General features: G+C 36.9%; 19 protein-coding genes. 1 reads left to right on the forward strand and 18 read right to left on the reverse strand.

What is annotated here, in order from left to right; translation table 11 throughout:
* Positions 1–61: 61 nt before the first annotated feature.
* The 16 genes from B5D25_RS00590 to clpB all read right to left on the reverse strand — a co-directional run bounded on the left by B5D25_RS00590 (position 62) and on the right by clpB (position 22,288).
* Positions 62–1,039 (reverse strand): AEC family transporter, encoded by a 978-nt coding sequence (locus tag B5D25_RS00590; protein WP_078785801.1) that lies wholly within the window; start codon positions 1,037–1,039, stop codon positions 62–64.
* Positions 1,032–3,845 carry a sensor histidine kinase gene (locus tag B5D25_RS00595; protein WP_078785802.1) on the reverse strand — a complete coding sequence of 938 codons (2,814 nt, stop codon included), beginning with the start codon at positions 3,843–3,845 and terminating at the stop codon, positions 1,032–1,034. The genes B5D25_RS00590 and B5D25_RS00595 overlap by 8 nt, the downstream gene beginning before the upstream one ends.
* Positions 3,832–4,530, reverse strand: a complete 699-nt coding sequence (locus tag B5D25_RS00600; protein WP_078785803.1) for a response regulator transcription factor — start codon at positions 4,528–4,530, stop codon at positions 3,832–3,834. The genes B5D25_RS00595 and B5D25_RS00600 overlap by 14 nt, the downstream gene beginning before the upstream one ends.
* Before the next feature lie 202 nt (positions 4,531–4,732).
* Positions 4,733–4,972 (reverse strand): hypothetical protein, encoded by a 240-nt coding sequence (locus B5D25_RS00605; protein WP_078785804.1) that lies wholly within the window; start codon positions 4,970–4,972, stop codon positions 4,733–4,735.
* A gap of 116 nt (positions 4,973–5,088) precedes the next feature.
* Positions 5,089–7,464 carry an ATP-dependent helicase gene (locus B5D25_RS00610; RefSeq protein WP_078785805.1) on the reverse strand — a complete coding sequence of 792 codons (2,376 nt, stop codon included), beginning with the start codon at positions 7,462–7,464 and terminating at the stop codon, positions 5,089–5,091.
* Positions 7,464–8,162 (reverse strand): PspA/IM30 family protein, encoded by a 699-nt coding sequence (locus B5D25_RS00615; RefSeq protein WP_078785806.1) that lies wholly within the window; start codon positions 8,160–8,162, stop codon positions 7,464–7,466. The genes B5D25_RS00610 and B5D25_RS00615 overlap by 1 nt, the downstream gene beginning before the upstream one ends.
* Before the next feature lie 122 nt (positions 8,163–8,284).
* The gene (locus B5D25_RS00620; RefSeq protein ID WP_078785807.1) at positions 8,285–9,619 is read right to left on the reverse strand and encodes a thymidine phosphorylase; all 1,335 of its coding nucleotides are present in this window, start codon (positions 9,617–9,619) and stop codon (positions 8,285–8,287) included.
* Between the two features lie 45 nt (positions 9,620–9,664).
* Positions 9,665–10,033 (reverse strand): hypothetical protein, encoded by a 369-nt coding sequence (locus B5D25_RS00625; RefSeq protein ID WP_078785808.1) that lies wholly within the window; start codon positions 10,031–10,033, stop codon positions 9,665–9,667.
* A 125-nt stretch (positions 10,034–10,158) separates the two neighbouring features.
* Positions 10,159–12,156: an aminopeptidase gene (locus B5D25_RS00630; RefSeq protein ID WP_242870149.1), complete on the reverse strand. Its 1,998-nt coding sequence runs from the start codon at positions 12,154–12,156 to the stop codon at positions 10,159–10,161.
* Positions 12,157–12,186: 30 nt separating this feature from the next.
* A complete protein-coding gene (locus B5D25_RS00635) occupies positions 12,187–12,507 on the reverse strand; it encodes a hypothetical protein (RefSeq protein WP_078785809.1) in 321 nt (106 codons plus the stop codon).
* 23 nt (positions 12,508–12,530) lie between these two features.
* On the reverse strand, positions 12,531–13,433 hold the full coding sequence (locus B5D25_RS00640; RefSeq protein ID WP_078785810.1) for a dihydroorotate dehydrogenase: 903 nt from the start codon (positions 13,431–13,433) through the stop codon (positions 12,531–12,533).
* Positions 13,433–14,230, reverse strand: a complete 798-nt coding sequence (locus B5D25_RS00645) for a dihydroorotate dehydrogenase electron transfer subunit (protein WP_078785811.1) — start codon at positions 14,228–14,230, stop codon at positions 13,433–13,435. Before B5D25_RS00645 ends, B5D25_RS00640 begins: the two co-directional genes overlap by 1 nt.
* Before the next feature lie 10 nt (positions 14,231–14,240).
* Positions 14,241–15,164, reverse strand: coding sequence for an orotidine-5'-phosphate decarboxylase (gene pyrF / locus B5D25_RS00650; RefSeq protein ID WP_078785812.1), 924 nt, complete (start codon positions 15,162–15,164; stop codon positions 14,241–14,243).
* A gap of 65 nt (positions 15,165–15,229) precedes the next feature.
* On the reverse strand, positions 15,230–16,012 hold the full coding sequence (locus B5D25_RS00655; protein WP_078785813.1) for a LytR/AlgR family response regulator transcription factor: 783 nt from the start codon (positions 16,010–16,012) through the stop codon (positions 15,230–15,232).
* 184 nt (positions 16,013–16,196) lie between these two features.
* Positions 16,197–19,151: a transglycosylase domain-containing protein gene (locus B5D25_RS00660; RefSeq protein ID WP_078785814.1), complete on the reverse strand. Its 2,955-nt coding sequence runs from the start codon at positions 19,149–19,151 to the stop codon at positions 16,197–16,199.
* A gap of 551 nt (positions 19,152–19,702) precedes the next feature.
* Entirely contained in the window at positions 19,703–22,288 is a 2,586-nt protein-coding gene (clpB, locus tag B5D25_RS00665) for an ATP-dependent chaperone ClpB (protein ID WP_078785815.1), read from the reverse strand.
* Between the two features lie 551 nt (positions 22,289–22,839).
* On the opposite strand from clpB, the gene B5D25_RS00670 reads away from it, so the two are divergent.
* A complete protein-coding gene (locus B5D25_RS00670) occupies positions 22,840–23,787 on the forward strand; it encodes an AraC family transcriptional regulator (protein ID WP_078785816.1) in 948 nt (315 codons plus the stop codon).
* A 181-nt stretch (positions 23,788–23,968) separates the two neighbouring features.
* Here B5D25_RS00670 and B5D25_RS00675 read toward each other — a convergent pair whose 3' ends face one another.
* Both B5D25_RS00675 and B5D25_RS00680 read right to left on the reverse strand, forming a co-directional pair.
* Positions 23,969–24,628, reverse strand: a complete 660-nt coding sequence (locus B5D25_RS00675) for a hypothetical protein (RefSeq protein WP_078785817.1) — start codon at positions 24,626–24,628, stop codon at positions 23,969–23,971.
* 10 nt (positions 24,629–24,638) lie between these two features.
* Positions 24,639–25,793, reverse strand: coding sequence for a YesL family protein (locus B5D25_RS00680; protein ID WP_078785818.1), 1,155 nt, complete (start codon positions 25,791–25,793; stop codon positions 24,639–24,641).
* Between the last annotated feature and the right edge of the window lie 129 nt (positions 25,794–25,922).

Here is a 25,922-nt window from a genome sequence, read left to right on the forward strand (position 1 = left end):
AATACGTCATTTTTCACCACTAAACTTTCTCTTGTACTAATAAAAATACATTCTTTTTTATTTACAAAGCCCCAAAAGATTTCAAAATGAATACCCACATAGTCAAAGTTACGGATGATAGTATGGTCGTTATAAGAATAACATTTGATGTTAGCACCTTGTCATTTTTCATATTATCCGCCATAACATAGCAGCTTACGGTTGTCGGTGACGCAAGCATCACAAGAATTGCCGCTATCTCACTCGGTGCAAACTTCATTAAAAGGGCCAGAGGCAGAAATACAGCCGGTAAAACGATCAATTTGACCACAGAAGCCGCTATAGCCGGTTTTAGGCGTCCCAGAGCCTCATTCTTATCAAATCCTCCTCCGATGGCTATAAGAGCTATTGGAGTGGCTGTATTCGATATATATGTTATGGTTTTCGCCGGTATAGCCGGCATGGATAATCCGGAAAGCGAGAATAAAAGTCCTGCCAGTATTCCGAGTATTATCGGATTCTTAAGGATATTTATAAAAGCTTTCTTAATATTTTTACTTCTGATCTGCCTTCTCTCCTCTTCCGATGCCGGATTTACTTTACCCATATCCGCAGAGAAGGTAAGGATTATTACGGATAAGATATTAAAAAATGGTACAGCTGCAACTATCATCATTGGAGCCATGCCCGAATTTCCGCATATATTTTCAACAAATGCAACGCCCAAAACAGCCGCACTTCCCCTGACTCCCGCCTGGGCAAATGCGCCAACCATGGTTTTGTCTTTAACAAATAAATACGTTAAAAGCCATACCAGCAAAAACATGACTATAGTTACGATCATACAAAAAAGCAGGAAATCACCTGTCATTTGATCGGCTACATCCGTTTCAGATATATCTTTAAAAAGCATCACCGGAAGTGCCACAAGAAAAACATATTTGTTTGCGGCAGATACGAATCCATCAGAAATGATACCCATTTTCCTGATGATATATCCCAAAAGGATCATAAGGAAAATAGGTATCGTTACATTTAGACTAAAAATAAAATTACTCATCATTCTGTCCTTCGGTATTTTTCTTAATAAGCGGGAATTTAAGAATAACCTTAAACATTTCTCCCGTTACTTCGATCAGGAATTCACCGTTCATAAGCTCTGTAAGGCTCTTAGAGATAGAAAGGCCCAGTCCACTTCCTTCGGTAGATCTTGATCTGTCACCACGCACAAAACGCTCTATAAGCTCATCCTCGGACACTTCTATCTTCTGAGCACAAACATTCTCGAGAGTCATGATGGCATTATCTTCATCATATGTAAGAGTCATATTGACTTTTGTATTTTCTTTTGAGTATTTAAATGCATTAGTAAGCACATTTTCAGTAATTCTGAAGAGATGACGTCCGTCTGCATTTATCATAACAGGTTCTTCGCAAATATTTGTAACAAGTTCGATTCCCTTCTCGTTGAATTTATCTATATATTCACCTTCCATCTGGTAAAGGAACTCAGAGAAATCAATCTGGACGATATCCATTTCGATTTCGCCGGAACTTGCCTTAGATGCTTCGATAAGGTCTTCAATCAGCTGTTTTAATCGCTGAGATTTATTATCCAGAATATCCAGATAACCAAGCACTTTCTCATTATCGAAATCTTCTCTTCTGATCAGTGAAACATAATTTATGATTGATGTAAGCGGAGTCTTGATATCATGAGATACATTTGTAATAAGCTCTGCCTTCATCTTTTCATCACGTACATTCTTCTCAACAGACTTGCTGAGTGCTTCATTCATTCCATTTATGGTCCACGCGAGGGTAAGACTACTTCCGCTTATACCTTCGGTATTAACCTTCGCATCGAGATTACCGCCTCCGATCTCTCTCGCTGTATTAAGGACACGGTCAACACCTTCCTCGTTTTTAACAGTTTTATAAAGAGACATCATATTTATGATTATGAATATAGCATCGACCAGCATGACATATTTAAATGACAATTTTGTAGTCTGAGTAAATATCAGTCCGGCTATATTAAATAATACAACCGCACCACCTCTGATAAATGCAACACGTCCGCCTCGCCCCTGTCTTGAAGCCATTTCGAACATGGAACTTACAAAGCTTATAAGTCGTAATACAATTAACTCTTTTATGATTACTCTTCTTCTGATTCTTCTGACTATAGATAAAAGTATCTCAACGCCAAATACATAGAAAAATGCAATGACAAATACAGTCGTCATTATAGTCACGGAATTTATATTATCATTCCAACTGTCATAAATGAAAATATCTCGATAAGTCTCGATTCCGATATTATACATAACCAAAGCTAAAGTCACAAAAACGGCTATAGGAATCTCTATAAGCATCTTATCAAAATAGAATATGCTTCCTTCATCCACTGCATCTTTTTCTCTAAAAGGTCTGGCAATCAGTAAAAGAATAAGGAGCAGGCATGCAAGGATTATTGTAAATACAGTTATATTTGTATCATAGTCCGGATAAGCCCATTTACAGAAATCATAAAAAGCTCTTTTCTTAATCTCTTTATTGTTATAAAAATTGGATTTTCCTTTTGTTTTCAGACCAAATACCATATTTGATCTAAGATTTGCATCATAAGTATCACGGTAATAATCAATATTCAGATTTGAAAGATACGAGATTGCATGCTTTTTACCTTTACGATCGACATAATAGCTCGTTTCTCCATCAAGTCCATCATTATTTATATTTAATTCCACGACGATATCGCAGTTATTCTTGATAAACTGCACAATGCTTTCCTTACTGAAATCACTGTAAATAAAATCATCATTCATGAACATATAAACATTATTATCACTTATACCATCATAATAATTCAATCCACTGATAGTATATGTATACATAAGAGAATCGTCCAAAAGAGATGTATCATGATTTGCATAGTATGTATAATCACGTATGATATTGTAATCTTCGCCCATGGCGCCAAATAATGGATATAATAAAGAACTATAGAACGGAGCATACAGAATGGACTCCTCAAATTCCGCATTAGAACCATCGATTGAAAGATAATCAAGTGGAATATAAATATACTCGTTATCGTAAAGATTTTTTATATCTGTCATTCCCCAGACATTATAGATATACGAAGACGTCATTACGGCATAATAACCGGAAGTTTCATTTCTTAAAACCCAATCACTGAAAGAAATATCCAGCTTGTCCAAATTGTCAATCTCATCAACTTTCACACCTGTAGAACCAAGTGTCATAAACAGCTTACGATAATCTCTTGAACGAATTTTAATATACTGACTTGATCCATGTGCAATATCAAATGTTTCACCAAGCTGCTCATAATCATAAGTATTTTCATAATTCAGTTCATATATGACATTATCTATATTGGCTTCATAGGTACTTGTCTGTTCAACATCGTTGATGGAAAATCTTTCTACTTGTGACGAAATATAAGAAATTTTGTACATCGGTTCATCTTCTTTACCGAGAATATCATTTGCGAAACTGTCTGATATATCAAAAACCATGAGTTTCTTGGCATATCTGTCAACATTGTAATATTTCTCAGAACGGAAATAAGTTTCGAGAAGCTGATCCGCCGAATGACTCATGATATACTTCACATGATCGGTTTCAGCATATTCCTGATCACCATAAATTGTTTCTTTTTCGAAATAATTATCCTTTATGAATCTGGCAACATTAAGAATGATCAAAGCAACAACACAAACAAAGCCAATAAGTTCGATAATAATCTTACTGGCTCTGCTCTGTAGAATGTAAATCTTTTTTGTTTCTTTTTCTTTCTTTAAAGATTCGTCACTCATGATCTTATATCTTCTCAAGCTTATAACCCTGCCCCCAAACAACCTTCAGGTATTTTGGCTCCTTCGGATTAAGCTCAATTTTTTCTCTAATATGTCTGATATGTACAGCTATAATATTCTCTGATGCAAATGCTTCCTCTTTCCATACAGCTTCATAAATCTGAGATGTTGAAAATACAGTATTCATATTCTCCATCAAAAATCTAAGGATATGGAATTCAATAGGAGTAAGCTTAACATCCTCTCCATCAACAGCTACTGTTCTGCTTCTTGTATCAAGAACAAGACCACCACTGATAAGTTTATCAGCATCAGCTGAAGGAACTGCTATATTTCCGAGAGTTGTATAACGTCTAAGCTGGGACTTGACTCTTGCAACAAGCTCAAGCGGATTAAATGGTTTAGCCATATAATCATCTGCTCCAACATTAAGTCCGAGTATCTTATCATTATACTCTGTTCTTGCTGAAAGAAGAATAACCGGAACATTGCTGAATTCACGAATCTTCTTTACAACATTAAGTCCATCAACCTTTGGCATCATAATATCAACAACTAAAAGATGAATCTTTTCATTAGCAATTATTTCCAAAGCTTCAGATCCATCATATGCTTTAAAAACTTTATATCCTTCTGCTTCAAGATAGATTGAGACAGCTTCCACTATCTCTTTCTCATCATCACACATTAAAATATTATACATTTCGCACCTCATATTCCATCCGTAATCATCTTTACAGAATAGTTTATTTCGCTTCTAATAAAACAATCGTAACAGATTAAGGTCATATTGCAATTAAGACTTTATGAAGATTTCCCAACAAAAAACAACGTATTTTCCAGAAAAAAGACCGCCAAATGATACTTTCATCCAGCGGTCTTCTGCTTTGTTTAATGCTGACTGCTTATGCCTCTGCTTCAGGCTTAACATCCTCTGTGATTTCCTGATCGTCATCAAAGAAATCATCATCAAAATCATCATCAAACTCATCAAAATCATCAAGATAATCAGGTGTAAGATACTTATATACTGCAACTGCAATTCCGGCAATAATTGTAATCACACCAACAATGATCGCAATTGAGAGAAACGCGTTCTTTGCGCTTTCAACTGGTTCATCTGTTCTCTTCTCTACGTCTTTCATATCAATACCCACCTTTCAACAGTTTAAATATAGCAAATTTATTATAGCACAGCATTTTTAGATATGCCATACCAAATAGAAAAAAAAGATTAAAATTCGTGAATTTTTCACATTATCTAAAGTTTCTTAAGTTTAGCTAAAGATGCAAACATTTTCTTCTCTCCGACTCTGTCAAAATTAACCATGACTTCATAATCGGAACCCATTTTGTCAATCTGAGTCACGACGCCTTTTCCGAATTTGATATGCTTAACAGTATCGCCTACGCTGTAATCAATATCTGTATTATCCGGCATACCCTTCTTAAGCGAAGACATGTTTACACTGCTGTATGGTTTTTCAACCTTGAGGCTCTTCTTACCGGAACCGCTGCCACCGGAACTGTAGCTGTTGCCGCCGTAACCTCCTGAACCATAACTACTTCCGTAGCCACCACCGTAACTGCTTCCGCCTCCGTAGCTTCCCGATCCGTATCCACCTCCGTAACTATTTCCGCTGCCATAACCGCTTCCATAGCCACTGTAATCATCCGAATCATATGAAGAATTCTTTCTCATATATGATGGCGCTTTATCAGCTTTACGGATAATAAGATTTGAAGGTATCTCTTTAATGAATCTTGAAACATCACTGTAATTTCTGGATCCATTGATCATTCTTGTAGATGCACCGCTGAGGCGGAGTTCCTTCATAGCTCTGGTGATTCCTACATAGCAAAGTCTTCTTTCTTCCTCAAGCGCATCAGGATCATCAGAATCAAGAGCCATTCCGCTCGGGAACAGTCTTTCTTCCATTCCCACCATGAATACATATGGGAATTCAAGACCTTTAGCACTATGAAGTGTCATAAGAGAAACCCTGTCATCACTTTCGACTTCCGTATCCGTATCAGCAACAAGTGCTATCTCTTCAAGGAGTTCGGTAAGATTTGGATTTTCAGCTCCTTCTTCATAACTTACAATTTTGTTTCTAAGTTCTGTAAGGTTCTCAAGCCTTGTCTTTGCTTCATCGGTTCCTTCAGCCTTAAGGAGCGAAGCATAATCTGTAAGTTCCATGATCTTATCAAAAAGAGCCGTAAGCCCTTCTTCATGATATTCATCAACCAATTTATAAATAAGATCCGTAAATGCTGTAATCTTTGCAGCAGCTCTTTCGAGGCCTTTAATCTCATTTACCATATCCATAGCTGTAAAAAGATCTATGCCATTTCCGACTGCATATTCAACAAGCTTATTTACAGATGTATCTCCGATTCCCCGTCTCGGAACATTTATTATCCTTCGAAGTGCGATCTCATCATCTCTGTTATTGACAGTCTTGAGATATCCGAGAATATCTCTGATCTCTCGTCTGTCATAGAAATTAGTTCCGCCGACAATCTTATAAGGAACGCCTTCCATGATAAGTTTTTCTTCAAGTATTCGTGACTGATTATTGGTTCTGTAAAGAATAGCAATATCAGAAAGTCCCTCTCCCCTTCTCATCAGTTCGATGATCCTTCTGACAACACTTTCTGCCTCCGAATATTCATTATCAAAACATTCGTAAATGAGCTTCTCGCCGTCTTCTTTATCAGTCCAAAGACTCTTGTCCTTTCTGCCTTCATTATTGGCTATAACACCATTTGCAGCATTAAGGATATTTGCCGTAGATCTGTAATTCTGCTCAAGTTTAACTACCTTTGCCTCAGGATATTCATTTTCAAAATTCAGAATATTACTTATATCAGCACCTCTGAATTTATAAATGGACTGGTCATCGTCACCAACAACACAAAGATTTCTGTATTTGGAAGCAAGCATCTTCACAAGAAGAAACTGTGTTCTGTTAGTATCCTGATACTCATCAACCATTATATACTTAAACCGGTTCTGATACATCAGAAGGATATCCGGATTATGTTCGAAAAGTTCAATAGTTTTGTAAATTAAATCATCAAAATCCAGCGCATTATTGGTCTTCATACGCTTCTGATACTCTCTGTAAATCTTCGCCTTATTCTGTCCTCTGAAATCAGACCCCTGACGTCTCTCATACTGGTCCGGCGAAAGATACTCTTCCTTAGCCTTTGAAACCTCGGAAAGCATCGCTCTTTCCGGATACTGCTTAGGATCAAAATTCAAATATTTCAGAACTTCTTTTATCACTGTCTTCTGGTCATCGGTATCATAAATAGTAAAATTATTATTACCGCCCAGAACTTCATAATGCCTTCTTAAAATCCTAACACACATGGAGTGAAACGTACTTACCCATATGCTTTCAGAGCCAAAACCGACTATGCGGTCAACTCTTTCTCTCATCTCATTTGCAGCTTTATTGGTAAATGTAATCGCCAGTATATTGTATGGATTAACCGACTTTTCATTTATGAGATATGCAATCCTGTGTGTAAGTACACGGGTCTTTCCTGAACCCGCTCCTGCCAAAATAAGAAGAGGCCCCTCGGTATACGAGCAGGCCTCCTCTTGAACTCTATTTAGACCTTCCATTATTCAGCTGAAGGAGCAGCTACGCCGAGCTTAGCCTTGATTGCTGCAATTTCATCCTGAACAGCTGCATCAGGTGCTGCATCATATTTACCTGCAAGATTCTGTATCTCATTTGCTGCAGATGACTGATTAAGATCAGCCATAGCATTTGCTGAATCAAGCATTGAATTAGCCTTAGCTTCCATACGTTCAAAAGCTGAAATGCTTGATGCTGAGTCGCCAACAGAAGATGTAAGCTTATTGATACGCTCCTGTGTCTTAGCAACTTTAATCTTAGCCTTGATAGCATCACGTCTTGCATCAAGTTCACTTATATCATTAACAAGCTTGTCGTGCATCTGACGCATCTTGATAGCATTTGCTGCAGCAACATCATATGTCTGCTGAAGACTAGCCTGCTTTGTAGTAAGTTTAGCTTTCTCCTGAAGGAACTTAGCTGCATCAGCATCATTTCCTGCAAGAACAGCCTTCTCTGCATATGCCTGCATTTCAAGGATTTCCTTGTTACACTGATCGAGTTCTCTCTTACATCTCTGCTCATCAGCCATAACTGCTGCTGTCTCTTCCTTAACCTTTCCGAGATCAGCTGTAAGATTTCTCATTGTCTGATCGATCATCTTCTCAGGATCCTCTGCCTTATCGAGAAGCGCATTAATATTTGCTGCCATGATATCTTTGAATCTTGATAAAATTCCCATTAAAATACTCCTCCTTTAGTAGAATATTATTAAACTTAACAAGTAGTTCCATTATACATTAAAACGGTTCTGATTACAAGGTTATGCAACAAAATGTAGCCTCCTTCAGTATCACCGATCATTTATCTTATTATATCCTTTATGAGGGCTTCCGGCTTATAATCCGATGCGTCGTCTGAAATAGAATATGCATCCAGTATAAGCCCCTCAACTTCCTCAAGTTTATCAGTATTATTTACATACAGAGTTGCTATCTTCTCACCTTTTTCTATCCTGTCACCAAGGTGTTTATTGATGACTATACCCACGGAAGGATCAATCTCATCAGTCAGTTTCTCTCTTCCACCGCCAAGTTTTAAAGAAGCAAGCCCTATCTTTTCGGTATCACATGAAATGATGACTCCGGATTTTTCACTGCATACATTTTTAGTCATATTTACGGAAATAAGCTTCTCCGCCTCATCGGAAAATCCCGGATCACCGCCTTGTGCCGCAACAAATTCTTTCCACTTTTGATAAGCCTTTCCGCTTTCTATCACTTCATTTACCTTATCAAGAGCAGCTTTCTCATCATCTGACATAACTGCCATCATATACATCTCGGCAGCAAGCTTAAATGATAATTCTTTAAGTCTTTTGTCTCCTTTACCTTGAAGAACCTGAATTGCCTCAAATACTTCAAGAGCATTCCCCACATAGCATCCCAGTGGCTCATTCATATCGGAAATGACCGCTGTCACGGAACGTCTTGCATTTTTACCTATCTGAACCATGATCTTCGCAAGTTTTCTTGCAGACTCAATATCTTTCATAAAGGCGCCGCTTCCGCATTTTACATCAAGGACTATACCGTCTGCACCTGCTGCAATCTTTTTACTCATAACCGAAGAAGCTATGAGCGAATAATTATCAACCGTTCCGGTAACATCCCTAAGTGCATATATTTTCTTATCAGCCGGTGCAAGATTCTTAGTCTGGCACATATCCGCAAATCCAACCTGTTTCACCTGCTTTATAAAAGCCTTTTCACTTAGATCGGATGAAAATCCGGGAATGCTTTCAAGTTTATCAATGGTTCCTCCGGTATGCCCCAGGCCTCGACCACTCATTTTAGCAACCGGTACCCCAAGTGCCGCAAGTATCGGTCCGATTATAAGAGTTGTCTTATCTCCGACTCCTCCGGTGGAATGTTTATCGATTATCCTGCTTTTTTCTCCGTCGCTTTTTTCTCTTATTTCCGCAAGGTCAAGCATATCGCCGCTTTCAGCCATAGCCGTTGTAAGAAATGTTGTTTCCTCATCATTCATTCCCACGAACCAGACAGCCATAAGAAACGCAGACATCTGATAATCGGGAATATCCCCATCTGTATAGCCTTTAACTATATATTCTATCTCTTCTTTGGAGAGCACTCCGCCATTTCTTTTTTTCAGGATAAGATCATTCATGCTTAACATATCGCACCCCCATTTCTTTTAATACACCTTCAACCACTACATCATTTATCTGCTTTTTTCTAATTTTAATTCTTTTAAGAATCTTCCCACGAATGCAAATATAACAGCTAAAACAACATAAACAAGATACATAAATACAGAGCCTGCTCCCGGAAGAATAATATACGGAAGTAACATTACCGAAAATACAAAAATCGTCACGGACATTCTGTTGGTTAAATATGCAAAAATAAGCGGTGCTGCTACAGACACAATAGGAAGCCACACAGTCACATAATAGAATAAAAATCCCGCTGCAATGCCCGGAAATACAGTATTTATAATAAGCGGTATTAAATATGCCGCAATCATTACGATAAAAGCAAAAGCCACTGCATATGGGATAATGCTTTTTTCTCTGTTATCATCATTCATTATTTCTTATAATCCAATCTATGTTTATAATTGGATTTTCTCCTTTCTCATACCTCATCCGATTTATATATATGAAATTAAATCCATTTAGAAATGATACCGGGGAATACCCCCGGTATCACAATTTATAAATCTTCATTTAATTCTTCAGTACCCGGAAGAACAAATTTACCATCCAGAATTATGTCAACTTCTGAACCATCTTCATATACAGCGTATATCCTTCCAAGTTCATCAAAAGGAATAGTAATATCTGTATGACAGTTAAAATATGCCTTATCCGGTTCTGTATTACGTTTCATACTGAAACTGTTCTCTTTAGATACTATTTCTTTACCGTCAGGATTAAAAATCCTTGTATCCTCAGAATGTCTGTAACATGTATCACCTACTGCAAAATGAGGTCCTGTCTTCTCCATGATAAGTATAGGCAGTTTACCCATGATATCATATTTGTTGCCCATTTTATATGCAGCAGTATTGGTTCCTATGGCAAACTCACCAAGCGGAAGTGTTTCTCTGTTCTGTAGAACATTTTCCTTGATGTAAGCCTTATTCTTCTCTTCGTCATCAAAGTTCTTACAAGTATATGATGCAACACATCCGTCTTTAAATTCCATCTTAAGATCTTTGTATAAAAGTCCGTTAAGATAAACATGACTTACATGAAGCATTCCGTTTGTTCCTTCAAGAACAGGTGAAGTAAACACCTCACCAACAGGTATATTTACATCAGCCACGCAATTTTCAAACTGTGATTCATGCATAGGATCATTTAATTTTCTCATTTCCACACGGATATCTGTACAGTTTCCGTTGCGTCCTTCAACCTTAACATATGACGCAAGATCAAGAGCATCGATGATATGCTGATGAATCTTTGTATATTTATCATTATCAAGTGTGTTAAGTTTAACTGTCTCCTCGAATACTTCCTCGAACTTCTCATGAACATCAGGAACAGGAAATGCAATTATCGTAAAGCTTACCTTGTCACCCGGAAGGTATTCATTGGTTATAGCTCCGCTTCTTGTTGCATATTCAATATAAAGTTCCTGCTGTGCATCATCATAACTGATAGCTGCATCCTTAGTAACAGGAGCAACCGTATTCTCTCCGAAGCTTTCAATGACAGCTATACCGGCATATACAGAAGCCTCTTCCTTATACTCTTCATAGACTCTCTTAAGAACATCCAGCTTCCTTTCAATAAATCTCTTATTTAAGAAAAGAGCATCGTCGCATCTATGATCATAATCATATTGCATATTGAAAGAAATATTGGTAAATCCTCTTCTCTGGATCTGTCTTCTGTTAACACGGTTCACTGCATATCTTCCGATGATAGTATCAAGTCCGATCTCTTTAAACTTTTTGATAGCAGCTCTTACTATTCTTTCCTGTCCGATAGAATATGTAACAAATACCGACTTCTTTCCTTCGAAAGGCACGTTCATCGTCACAAAACCTTTGCGGAATCCATTTACAAATGTCGCAGCTATGCTATCAATCTTCTCCTGAGACTGCTTTGCAAGATAAGCCGAGATACCTCTTTCATTATCACCAATATATTCACCGTAATCATAAAGATAATCTTCTGTAGTAAGATCGGCTTCCATACATATTTTGTACGCAGGATTTTCTGAAGGTATAAGAGTATCTTCGGTTCTTTCCCTTACCAGCTCTTCAGCATAATCAAAATTATAATAATACAGTGCTTCTTCAACAGCCTTTATATTAACAGGCTTTTCTTCACATATTGTATGTATTTCCAGGAAGAGTTCAAGAAGGATCACAACATCAAATATCTTTTCATCAGCCAAAAGCATCGGCAATGTATAGATTTCCGAAAACAAATAAGAAAGTGTACTTCCGAGTCTTCCAAGTTTCTCGGCCGCATATTCAGGATTTAAGAAACTATTCTCATACTTCTCCGGCAGGATCTCCTGAAAGATTTTTTCATTCCTTTCTCTCTTGGAAACCTTATCATCCGGCTCAAGAACATACATAATATATCTTGCAACAACCGCAAAATACTCATCACTGGATTCATTTATCAAAGACCTTATCCTCTCAACAGAAAGATCATATCTTTCAGCGAGTTCTTCGGGTATATTATTCACTATTTTCCTCCTTATTAGCCTCCGGCAAATTTATATAAACCACAAAACAAAAAGAATTACCAAATTCAGGACCGCAAGCCATACAGATACTCTCTTAGTATTATTATTTCCTGCATCCTGTTTGAATGAAGTAGCCCCGAAAAAAAGTCCGTTTATGGTAAGAATACCGGAAATAATGAATAATGTACCAGTGAAATCCGGTGTTTTCCCATTCTTCACAGTAGCTAAAACAATGATCGAAATTATTAATACAAGCGCAATCCCGCTTGAAACAAATGATATGATGCTATCAGAACATATCAGGTCATCCGCAAAGCTGTATCCTTTTTTTCTTCGTCTAAAAAATTTCATATCAATACCTTTTAAGTTCCGGCCTAATCAACGCATCCGCGAATTTCTGAAATATCATTTATTCCCTGTGCCTTCATGAATTCCTCAATCCCCTTTATAACATCAAGAGTAACTGACGGATTTCTAAAATTTGCTGTTCCAACCGAAACAGCTGTTGCACCTGCCATGATAAATTCAATGGCGTCTTCAGCTGATGCTATACCACCCATTCCGATGATAGGAAGCTTAACAGCTTTAGCAACCTGGTAAACCATCCTTACTGCGATTGGTCTTATTGCAGGTCCGGATACACCACCTGTTTTATTGGCTACAGCAAAGCGCCTTTTATATATATCTATCTTCATTCCGGTAAGGGTATTAATAAGCGACAAAGCATCCGCTCCGCCTGCTTCTGCTGCCCTTGCCATTTCTGTAATATCTGTAACATTTGGGCTGAGTTTCATGATGATAGGCTGTTTTGCAGCCTTCTTTACTTTCTTTGTTATTTCAAATAAAGCATCAGGATTCTGCCCAAAAGCGATACCGCCTTCTTTAACATTTGGACATGAAACATTTATCTCAAGAAGATCAGCAGGTGAATCTGCGAGTTTCTCAACTACATCAACATAATCATCCTCTGACTTCCCGCATACATTTACAATAATCTTTGTATCATAACCTTTTAAGAAAGGAAGATCCCTCTCTAAAAATGTATCTATTCCGGGATTCTGAAGTCCTACGGCATTCATCATACCACTTGGAGTTTCAGCTATTCTCGGAGTAGGATTTCCCTGCCAGGGAATATTTGCAACACCCTTTGTTGTAACAGCGCCAAGAGCAGAAAGATCGACGAAATCAGAATATTCCATTCCGGATCCGAAAGTTCCGGAAGCTACAGTTACCGGATTTTTCATTACAACTCCGGCTATATCTACCGACATATTCATTACAGTTCAACCTCCTCTGACAAAAATACAGGACCATCCTTACAAATTCTCTTATTCTTAACCTTTGAATGACCATCAACATCACTCGATTTACATACACAGGCAAGGCAGGCTCCTATACCGCAAGCCATTCTCTCCTCAAGTGAAATGTATGCTGTCACCGAATTCTCAGCAGCATATGCGCTTATACCTTTAAGCATAGGTGTAGGTCCGCATGCATAGATTACATCAGGTTTAATATTATATTCTCTCAAACCGTCAATAACATTTCCCTTAATTCCAATCTCACCATTATCACTTGTTATAAATACCTGTGAATATTTTTCAAGATCTTCTACAAGAAATGTATTCTTGTCTCTAAATCCTATAACTGTTTTTATATTATCCTTTGGCACGCCTGCTTCATTTAACTTCTTAGCGAGATACAGCATAGGAGGAATACCTATACCGCCTCCGAGAAGCACATGAACTTTATCTTTATCAGCATCTTTTATATCATATCCATTTCCCAAAGGTCCTACGATTTCAACAGTATCACCTTTTTCATATGTGGAAAATTCAGAAGTTCCTGCACCAACTGTTCTGAAAACAATACGCATTTCTTCTTTCTCACTGTCAACATCGCAAATGCTTATAGGTCTTGGAAGCATTCTGCTCTTATCATTTGAATACAGATCAATAAATTGACCCGGAACAGCCTTTGATATATTTTCTCCAACTTTAATTGTAAGACTGAAGATGTCATCCATCAAACATTCCTTACTTACAACTACAGCTTTAACTTTGTCCTTAGTCATCATTTTCTCCTTATAATCCAACACCTGTTCTGATATCAAGAAGCATGTCTTCAACAGCCTTACGTGATGCATCATTATAATTCTCGCTTCCGAACTGCTGATACTTCTCACTCTTATATGCTGCAATGATTCCTCTTGAAGAGTTAACTATCGCTCCAAGTTTATCCTCGTTGAAAAATGGCTTAAGGTCGCTGCCTTTTCCACCCTGTGCACCGTATCCCGGAACAAGAATAAGTGTTCTAGGCATGATCTTTCTGAGCTTCTCACCCATTTCAGGATATGTTGCACCTACAACTGCTCCAACATAGCTATACTCATCGCCCATGAATTCATCGCCCCACTCACGAACCTTCTCTCCTACATGCTCATAGAGAGGCTTTCCGTCGATTATTCTATCCTGGAATTCGCCTGAAGATGGATTAGATGTCTTTACAAGAACGAAAATACCTTTATTTCTCTCTTTACATATATCAATAAACGGCTTAACTCCGTCACTTCCGAGATATGGATTAACTGTAGCAAAATCACCGTCAAATGGATTATATTCCTTTGAGCCGATCTTTATAGTTCCAAGATGACCTAATGCATAAGCAGCACTTGTGGAACCGATATCTCCTCTTTTAACGTCTGCAATTATAACAAGTCCTTTACTTTTTGCATAATCAACAGTTCTTTTATATGCTGCAACACCCGGAACACCAAACTGTTCATACATTGCTATCTGAGGTTTTACAGCCGGAATAAGATCATAAGTTGTATCAATGATACCCTTATTGAAATTAAATACAGCTTCAGCAGCAGCTTCAAGAGTTTCACCATATTCTTTTATAGCTTTATTCATTATATGATCCGGTATCATACTAAGATTTGGATCAAGTCCTACTACTACAGGTGCATTTTTCTTCTTAATCTCATTCATCAACTTATTAATCATTTTAATTCCTCCGTTCGTTGACTTTTTATATTAGGTGTTACAATTATTAAACGACCATACTAATCTTAGATTATATCAGTTGAAACATTTTTGTTCAAGGCACTAAACCTCATGCTTTCCATATATTTTTTAAATCTTTTTACGCCTTGATCCGTAAGAAATATCTCCTTAGCCTCCCAGTCAAGCATTATTGATTTCTTTTTCTTGTCATACCTCTTTATATATTGAGAGTTGACCATATCCGATCTGTTGCAATAGATGAATTCCTTACTCTCCAGATTCTTAAGTAAACTCTTTAGTGTTTTCTTCGGAAGCCGCTTTTCTTTCTCTCCTTTAAGATACAAAAGATCATATTTACTGTGGATCTCAATAAGCACGATATCTTCAACATTTATCTTACATATCGAGTCCTCAATCTGTATATGAATATAGTTTTCTTTAGGATATTTATCTCTTAATCTTTTCAGTTCCATAAAGAATTTTATTGTTATCAGATCGTCCTTCATTTCCTGTCTGTCATAAGGAATTTCATGGAATTTGAAACATCTGAAATCTCTGTATAATAATAGCTGTTTATCGATAAGTGCAGAAATTGCAATTATATAAGTATCAAAATAATCCCTTGTTGCTCTGAGCCATAAAATATAGTCTATTCCGGCAATCCTTCCGCTCACAGGATCATTTTCAATATTCAATATAAATATATCTATATGATTTTGAGAAGCTGCAACATATGCCTCTTCGACATTTTTACACATAAAGATAACTGCATTATCATCTGTTTCTTTCACCATATATTCAAATTCTTTGCTTTTTGTATTTTTCCCTTCCAATACCAAACAATTCATGGCCTTTTCACGTAAAACTGTTAAACGTTACTTACCTCCTTTGTTTAATATATCAGTTTTATGCCTAACTTTTTATTTACCATCTCCTCACGTCCTTAAATGTTATTTGCTTCCCCATAAGACCAGATATATATAAAAAGGGCCTGGAATCATTAAATTCCAAACCCTTATAAGACAATATTAATTATTCTCCGGATTCGCCCGAATCACCCGAATCACCTGAGTCTCCAGAATCATCACCCGAGTCTCCAGAATCATCACCGCCATCACCAGGATTATCCGGTGGTGTCTGCTGCTGATCATTAGGCTGTGGGTCAGGTTCCGGCTGTGGCTGAGGTTGCGGCTGTGGCTGAGGATCCTGATTTATCTTTTCAAATACAGCGTTAATCGTCTGTCCTCTATCGACGTTGTTAATAGCCCACTGAGTAACAGGTCCTACGCTCTGACCATTGACGGTTACATCCTTAATGATGTATCCATCGTGTGGCTTGATAAATACAGTTACACTTGAATTCATAGGTACCGAAGTGGTTCCTGAAATCTCACCGCCTTCAGTTGCCGATGTTTTGATAACCGGACGTCCCTCTTCATCCAGGCCAAGCTCTTCCTTAGATTTATGTTTGTCACATGATGAACTGAAGATTGATTCATCATATTCAAAGTCAGCATCATGTATAGTTTTCTTTCCGGTCTTTCTGTCTGTTGTTACTGCATATTCTTTTGCATCCGGACACATATCTGTTGCAATCTTGTGAGTTTCCATACAGACTCTTATTGTTTCATGTCCCTCACAATAATTGCTAGGAAGGCTGTCTACAGCACCCCAGTCCGTATTGGTTGGACATCCACCCGAAGGGAGATCTCCGGATAATTTACATACAGTTACCTGTGTGAGTCCCTCAGGCTGTTCCATGATAAGTCTATCAGGATCCCAATGCTGATGCTCACAAATCTTATCCATTACATCACGCCATATACGCTTATGATCTGTACGATCACCAAGTCTTGTCTGTGTTTCATATCCATACCAAACTGAAGCTGTATAATATGGTGACATACCACAGAACCAAAGGTCATATGTGCTTGATGTAGTACCTGTCTTACCAGCTCTATCGAAATCATTTCTAGGAATGGCAGCATCACCTGTACCTTCCCATGAAATAACGTCTCTCATACAGTCAATAAGCATCCATGCTGTAGTAGGTTTTATAACTCTACGTGCACGAGTTTCATCATCATTAGAATGATCGATGATCAGATTACCGTCATGGTCATATACCTTAGAATAGAATACAGGCTTTCTGTATATACCACCATTTGCTATGGTTGCATATGCTGCTGTAATCTCAAGGTTTGTTACACCGTATGTAAGTCCACCAAGTGCAAGTGACTGAGTAATATCGGTTGCACCGTTCTCATTTTCTCTTATAAGAGTTGTAAATCCAAGTTTTTCACAATAATCAAAAGCAACTTCAGGTGTGACAAGTGTTATTGTCTTAACAGCGATAACGTTCATGGAATCTCTGATACCATCTCTGATAGATCCCGAACCATGATAACCACCATACCAGTTATTTACGATACCACTTCCGTCTGCGAACTCATAAGGTTCATCCTTCTGAGTAAATGCAAGGTTTCCGCCTGTATCAAGGTATGGAAGGAATGATGCAATAACTTTAAATGTAGAACCCGGCTGTCTAACACCCTGAGTAGCAAGGTTTCCTGTAAGATTACCCTTTTTCTCGCTTCTTCCGTTGGCAATTGCAACAACATAACCTGTATGCTGATCAATTATAACCATGGTTGCTGTTGGCTGAGGAGTAACCTCAAAGTTTTCCGAATCAAATTTATATCCGGTTTTCTCTATCATTGCTTCTTTATATCTTTCAGCAGCTTCTCTAGCTGTATCCGGACTGCTGTAGATATTGTTGTATGTAGGATCTCCGGTAAGCTCTGAATAATATGAAATAAAGCTTCCTTTACCATAATAGAATCTCTCACCGACACTATTTACGAGTGTAAGATCGTAATCGAGAGCAACTGTTGAATCGTCAGGATAATAATCCGGATCTCTTACAGTTTCTTCGCAAATCTTCTGAACAGCAGGATCCTGAGTAGAGATTATCTTATAACCTCCTGTATATGCCTCATCATAAGCCTCATCCTCAGTCATACCATACATTTCTTCAAATTCTGCAGCGAGCTCTCTTAAAATCTCATCTTCAAAATATGTATTCCAATGTTCTGCTTCTTTTCTGATATTCTGTGCTTCTTTAATTCTGTCATAAACATTGTCTGCAAGACATGCATCATATTCTGCCTGATCTATATAATCAAGTTCAAGCATCTTCTTGAGAACCAATTTACGTCTTTTGGCATTGTCTTCAGGATTATAGTTAGGATCGTAAGCGTAAGGATTCTGTGTAATACCTGCAATAACAGAAGCTTCTGAAACAGTAAGCTCACTTACCTTCTTGCCGAAATATGTTTCTGATGCGGCCTCAACTCCGTTTACACCACTTCCAAGATAAATAGTATTAAGATAATACTCTAATATCTGCTCTTTTGTATATTTCTTCTCAAGTTCTATTGCAAGAGACTGTTCCCAAATCTTTCTTTCGAACTTTTCAAGGAAGGATGTTTCATCCATACCAACATTAAATACGGCATTCTTTATAAGCTGCTGTGTTATAGTACTGGCACCCTGGTCAAAGTTTCTTGTTGTTATACCTCTGATCGCAGCACGCATGATTCCTCGTATATCGATACCATTATGCTGCCAATATCTTTCATCCTCGATGGCAACAAATGCATTACGTACTGATTCAGGAATATCATCATAGTATACATATACTCTGTCTGAGTTTACCTTCGAAATGGACTTCGAAACCGTTCCATCCTCATAATAAATTGTACTCTTAAATCCTTTTGGTTTAATACTGATTCCATTGATATCCGGAGCGTTGTCAAGAATACCTTTCATCATTCCGAATCCTGCACCGGCAGCAACCACTACTAAGAATACAAATCCTGCCAATACAAATTTAAATAGCGAAATGAAAACTTTCCTTGAATATCTTTGAGATTTTGATACAAGCCTTTCTTTTATTACCTCGGCCCCGTGTTTACTGTAAATCACTTTTTTTCCTCCTGATCAACAACCAATTCCATAATCGGTTGATAGTATGCTTGTTCTAGTAATCACATTTTTTTACATACAGAGCGATTATAACAAAATCAATTATTTTTTACAAGCACGAAGTCCCGGAGGAATATTCATTCATCCGAGAGAGTATTTGATCATTCATTTACTCATAGTTGCATAATTTTGATTATATTGTGAATTGTTGATTATTTATTTTTCCGTGTAGTTCTATTAATATTGTTGAATTGTTAATTATTAATCATGTAGTTTCGATCATGTTGTGAATAGTCGACTATAATTCATATAGTTCCGATCACATTGTAAATTGTTGCCTATAATTCATGTAATTCCGATCACATTATGAATCGAAAATCATTAATCATGTAGTCCCGATCATGTTGTGAACTGTCGGTTTTATTTGTCACACATTCAATGTATCTACTACCTATTATACAACAATTCGATAATATATAAAACCACCGTTAACATAATATTATTGTAACAAAATCGCCACTTAGTAACAAGTGGCGATTTAATAAAGATTACTATTTGATTATATTAAGTTTTCCGTCAGTTTCATCTATAAGCAAATGCTGTCCAAGACTTATATTTCCTGCAAGTATATATCTTGCTATCAGAGTTTCCACATTCTTCTGCAGATATCTCTTTAACGGTCTAGCACCATAAATCGGATCATATCCTCCTTCAATGATAAGGTCTTTTGCCTTATCTGTAAGTCCTATGGTTATCTCCTTATCCTCTACTCTCTTATTAAGATCTTTAACGAGAAGATCAATGATATTCTTGATGTTTTCCTTTGAAAGCGGCTTGAACATTATTATCTCATCAAGACGATTTAAGAATTCCGGTCTAAAATGCATTTTCAGGAGGTTATTAACCTGTTCCGAAGCATCCGGTTTGATATTTCCATCATCATCAATGCCCTCAAGAAGGAATTCGGAACCGATATTTGATGTCATTATAAGTATTGTATTCTTAAAGTCTACTGTCTTACCCTTAGAGTCCGTGATTCGTCCATCATCAAGTATCTGAAGCATTATGTTAAATACATCAGGATGAGCCTTCTCCACCTCATCAAAGAGCACTACAGAATATGGTTTTCTTCTTACAGCTTCAGTAAGCTGACCGCCTTCATCATAGCCAACATATCCGGGAGGCGCTCCAATAAGTCTGGCCACGCTGTGCTTCTCCATATATTCACTCATATCAATTCGGACTATACTTGCTTCATTATCAAATAATGCCTCTGCAAGAGTCTTTGCAAGCTCTGTCTTACCAACACCTGTAGGACCAAGAAAAAGGAATGAACCAATAGGCTTTGTCGGATCCTTGATTCCCGCTTTTGAGCGGATGATTGCATCACTTACAAGCTCAACCGCTGTATCCTGACCTACAACTCTCTTGGTCAGTTGCTCAGCGAGGTGCAGAGTTTTATTTCTTTCTGTCTCTGTAAGTTTTGCAACAGGGATACCGGTCCATTTTGAAATGATCTTTGCTATCTCATCTTCTGTTACGGTTTCATGGATCAGCTGTCTATCTTTATCATTTACCTTATCTTCAAGCTCTTCTAATTCTTTCTGGAGCTGTGGGAGCTTACCATACTGAAGTTCCGCAGCCTTATTCAGATCATATTTTCTCTGAGCGATTTCTATATCATCTTTGACTTTCTCTATCTCGGAACGTATTGCTCTAACCTTATCAACCTCGGCTCTTTCATTATCCCAGGTTGCTTTCATTCCCTTTTCCTGTTCTTTTAATTCAGCAAGTTCTTCCTCAAGATTCTTTAATCTTTCGTGACTGAGATTATCTTCTTCTTTTTTCAACGCTTCCTTTTCAATCTCAAGCTGCATCACTCGTCTTGATATTTCATCAAGTTCTGCCGGCATGGAATTAAGCTCGGTTTTAATCATGGCACAGGCTTCATCAACCAAGTCGATTGCCTTATCAGGTAGAAATCTGTCTGTGATATATCTGTTGGATAAAACCGCTGCAGAGCAAAGTGCACCATCAGAAATCTTTACACCATGATATACTTCATATCTATTTTTAATTCCTCGAAGAATAGAAACCGTATCCTCAACGGTAGGCTCAGAAACCATAACAGGTTGGAAACGTCTTTCAAGAGCTTTATCTTTCTCAATGTATTTTCTGTATTCATCTATTGTAGTAGCACCTATACAGTGAAGTTCGCCTCTTGCAAGAAGTGGCTTGAGCATATTTCCTGCATCAAGTGAACCATCGGTTTTTCCTGCACCTACAATAGTATGAATCTCGTCGATAAACATTATTATCTGTCCATCGCTCTTCTTCACCTCGTCAAGAACTGCTTTGAGCCTTTCCTCAAATTCACCACGATACTTGGCACCTGCAATAAGAGCCCCCATATCAAGAGCAAATATTTCCTTATCCATAAGTGAATCCGGAACATCGCCTTTAACGATTCTCTGAGCAAGTCCTTCAATGGCTGCGGTTTTACCAACACCGGGCTCACCAATAAGTACCGGATTATTCTTAGTCTTTCGTGAAAGAATACGTATAATATTTCTTATCTCATTATCTCGGCCAATGACAGGATCAAGTTTTTGTTCTCTCGCTCTTTCCACCAGATTGTATCCATACTTCTCCAGTGCATCATAAGTATCTTCCGGATTGTCGGAATCAACCTTTTTATTTTTTCTTACATCAGCAAGAGCGCCTAAAAATGCATCCTTTTTAATATTATATTTCTTGAAAATATTCTTTACATTATCGCTAGGAGAATCAAGAAGTCCAAGGAAAAGATGCTCAACAGAAATGTAAGCATCGCCCATCTTCTTAGCCTCATCCTCAGCTTTCATAACAACTCTTCCTGCGTCGCTTCCCATATAAAAATCAGAATTCGATCCGCCCACCTTAGGAAGAGACCTAATAACACTTTCCGCATCAGCTGTAATAGCATCTGTATCTATATTCATCTTTTTAAGAAGCTTTACTATAAGGCTATCCTCTATTAAAAAAAGACTATACAGAATATGTTCTGCCTTTATTTCCTGATTTCCAAAATTCATTGCCAGCTTCTGACAACTTTCAAGTGCTTCCAATGATTTCTTTGTGAATTTTTCTGCATTCATATACCATTACCGATCCAATCAGCTAAAATTGGACTTTCCCCTTTCCCCCTGTAACGGGTTGTTAATTACATATTTTAGTTTGAAAATTTTTACAATATTTTTGTGAATAAAACTGCTGCTTCATTTTGAACAACCTTGCATTGTACATTTGCATAATCTGATTATTCCGTTTAAACCCGTTGTTTTTCTTGTTTTACAACGTTTTTTCTAAATATAGTTTTTTGTTAGCACTCGCATCACTTGAGTGCTAACAATTATGTTATACACCCATTTTTATAGATAGTCAATATGCTAAATAGACAATATTTTCAGATATTAACACTACCATCTTCTGCCTATACTCTACGTGAACTCTGCCTTTGCGTCCCCTTTATTGTGGCCCAAATTCTCTACAGCAAGATTATTTTCCAACAAAAAATAGTTGAAAAATCGTAATTAATTTTACCTAAACAACCATCAAATTCTATACTTTGTATGTATAACCCCTCGATTGATTCCCCTTGTTATAGACCTCTCTTTGTATTACAATAATCATAAGAAAAGGAGTTTTTATGAAGATATCGGATAATCATTCTACAACTGAATCTTATAGCACTCCTATCAGGTACCGTCAGCCTACATCTGATTACAGCGGACGTGTCCTGAGAGAGAATATCGAGGATGTATCCTTCTCCTCTGAATCAAATGTCCGCATTTGGTATAACACGCAGGACGAAGGCTATTCTCTTCATGCCCATGACTCATTGGAAATAATCATTTGCGTTCGCGAAAATTATGAAATTCACGTCAATAAGCAAGTTTATAATATGACTAACGGCGATATACTCATCATTCCACCAAATACACTTCATGAGTACATAAATGATCATAGCGGAATTCGTTTTATTTATCTTATCCGTGTTTCAGAACTTTTCGAAATGAATGATTATAACCTTATCGAGCAGCAATTTTTCAACGGCCTGCTTATTAACAGAGCTAATTATCCTGTTATTTATGATAAGGTTCATTCCATTCTTATGGATATGCAGGAAACATATTTCTCTCAAAATGCTTTCTGGGAATATCGCATATTTGCAAAGCTTTATGAAATGTTTGCCATAGTTGCAGACAGACTTCATAAAGACAGCCCTACTCCTGTTGTTCCTGAACAGGGAGGTTATGACACTATTCAAAAACTAATTAGTTTTATAGATAATAATTATGCTTCTGACATGAAGATAAATGAAGCTGCAGCCATCACCGGTTTTTCTAAATATCACTTCCTACGTCTTTTCACAAAATATACCGGATATACATTCCATGAATATGTTATGTTGAAACGTATACAGGCTTCAGAAAACCTTCTTTCAACAAATGCATCAATTACTGATGTTGCTTATTCAACAGGTTTCCAGTCATCTTCATCATTCAGCAGAGCATTCAAAAAACTTACAGGAAAAACACCGCGCGAGTATAAAAAACTGATAATATCAGAAAATATCGAAGAGCATGATACTTAATTCTTTTCTTAAACTTCTTCAAAAACGTACATTAAATAGAACCTATATAGAAATAAAAAAAGGAAGTAAAATGAATTATTCAAATTACTTCCTTTTTTACCGACAAACATTTCACTACAATTAATTTAATTGATACAAACGCAATAAATTCAATTGTTACATTTTATTCAAGGGATACAATTTACTCAATTGATAATATATACTCGAGTACTTTAAGTCCCTTTTTCTGATCTGTGGTCATATTTGTAAACACAAAATAAACTTTTGTATTTTCACCGATATGTTTCTTTACAAATGGAATGTTACTGATATCAACAGCAACATCATGTTCTACACCATTTTTATCGGATACATTTCTTACTTTAAGTTTATATGAATCCACAAGGCTATTTGCCTCTGAATCTGTAACCGTAGTTATTACATCATAAGTTACAAGCTTATTAAGTCCATATTCACTTACGATAGCATAATCATACTCGCCTGCGTAAAACTGTGTTCTTGTTACTTCATCAATAGTTGGCTCATCATCACTATAATAATTATCAGTACTTATCGAACCATCCTTCTTGCTGTTAAAATTCGATTTAACACCTTTGGAAAGTGCTTTCTCACCTTCCTTATCCATAGGAAGATCTATAACAATTCCCGAAACGCAATTTCCTCTATTTGCAAAAACAACATCTTTAAGGAAAAAGATTGCAGCGATAAGTGCAGCAACAGTGAGAATTACAGGCCACATGTAATAATCTTTGAAATAACCGAGTTTCTCTTTGCGAGACATCTCACTGATCTTTACTTTTTCTTTTGCTATATGCTCAGATAAAGATTCACCTTGAATCATATTATATCAGTTACCTCTTCTTTCCTTTATTCTTGCCGCTGTTCTGCCCGTGATTTGTGCCATTTTTATTGTCAGCCTTTTCATTATTAACAGAATTTCCAATTACAGAATTAGCACTCTTAATTCTCTCTGAAATACTCTTTTCTGCCGGCTTACTCTGAGTTCCTTTTTTAGCCGAACTCTGCTTATTTGACTTAACATTATTATTATCTTTATTATTTGCTTTATTACCAACTGTACTTTTAGTATTGTTGCCAGCTTCATTTTTATCAGCTGTATTATTTGCTATATTTTCGGAACTCTCGGATTTATTTGAATTGTCATTTGACTTATTTTCTAATTTATCTTCAGACTTTTTGATTGCTTTTTCTTCTGAAATACTTTTAGAAACTGCAATTACTTTTGTTTTTGCTTCTTTTACATCGGATTTTTTTTCATCAACTTCTTTCGTATCAGCATCTTCAGCATCATCTTCTGAATCTTCGTCTGAATCTTCTTTATCTTCGTCCAACTCATCATAGTAGAGTTCATCGTCATCTTCGTCACCGTAAGCATTAGCTCTTTCGACCTGCTTAAATTTCTTAACGAAGAACATACTGTTAAGATGAAGCATTATAACACTTGCAAAAAGCATTATGAGCCAGCCCCATTTAAGGTAATATTTTGCTATTACTATAGGTGCAACAATCATAATAATACCGATTAAAACTCTTAAAAAGTTTGCAAGTGCAAAAACAAATGAAGACTTTATAGCTTCAAAATTTGTAATCTGAAAACGAGCAACCATTGGAAATAATGAAAATATCGCCATAGCTGTCAATACCGTAAGAACTCCGAGTGCATATTTCATTGCCGGTATAAATTTCACACCGGTATAAAGGATTAAATACCAATCCCATACAAAGAAAACTACAACCGGTAACATTATAAGTGTTAAAATTACACCCTGTTTAAAATTCTCCTTAAAAGACCGAAAATATGATTTTATAACTACAGGTTCTTCACCCCTCACCATCTTCATGGATACATAATATTTTGCAATAAATGCCGGACCAATCGTCACAATTGGAATACAGCATATTAATGTTATTATCGTTAAAAAAACATAATCGGTTATTCTACTGATAGTTTCCATAAGAGGACTATCATAATCGAATATTCCCATTTTTCCCTCCTCATCCGTTTTTTTATATAAAAAAGCAGATCCTGAAATAGTTACTTATTTAACCACTGAAACCGCCGGCACAGCCGACGGTCATTCTAAATAATCTCTCAAGTGGTTATATCTACATAA

It is taken from the genome of Eubacterium ruminantium (assembly GCF_900167085.1).
Taxonomy (GTDB): Bacteria; Bacillota; Clostridia; order Lachnospirales; family Lachnospiraceae; genus Eubacterium_Q; species Eubacterium_Q ruminantium.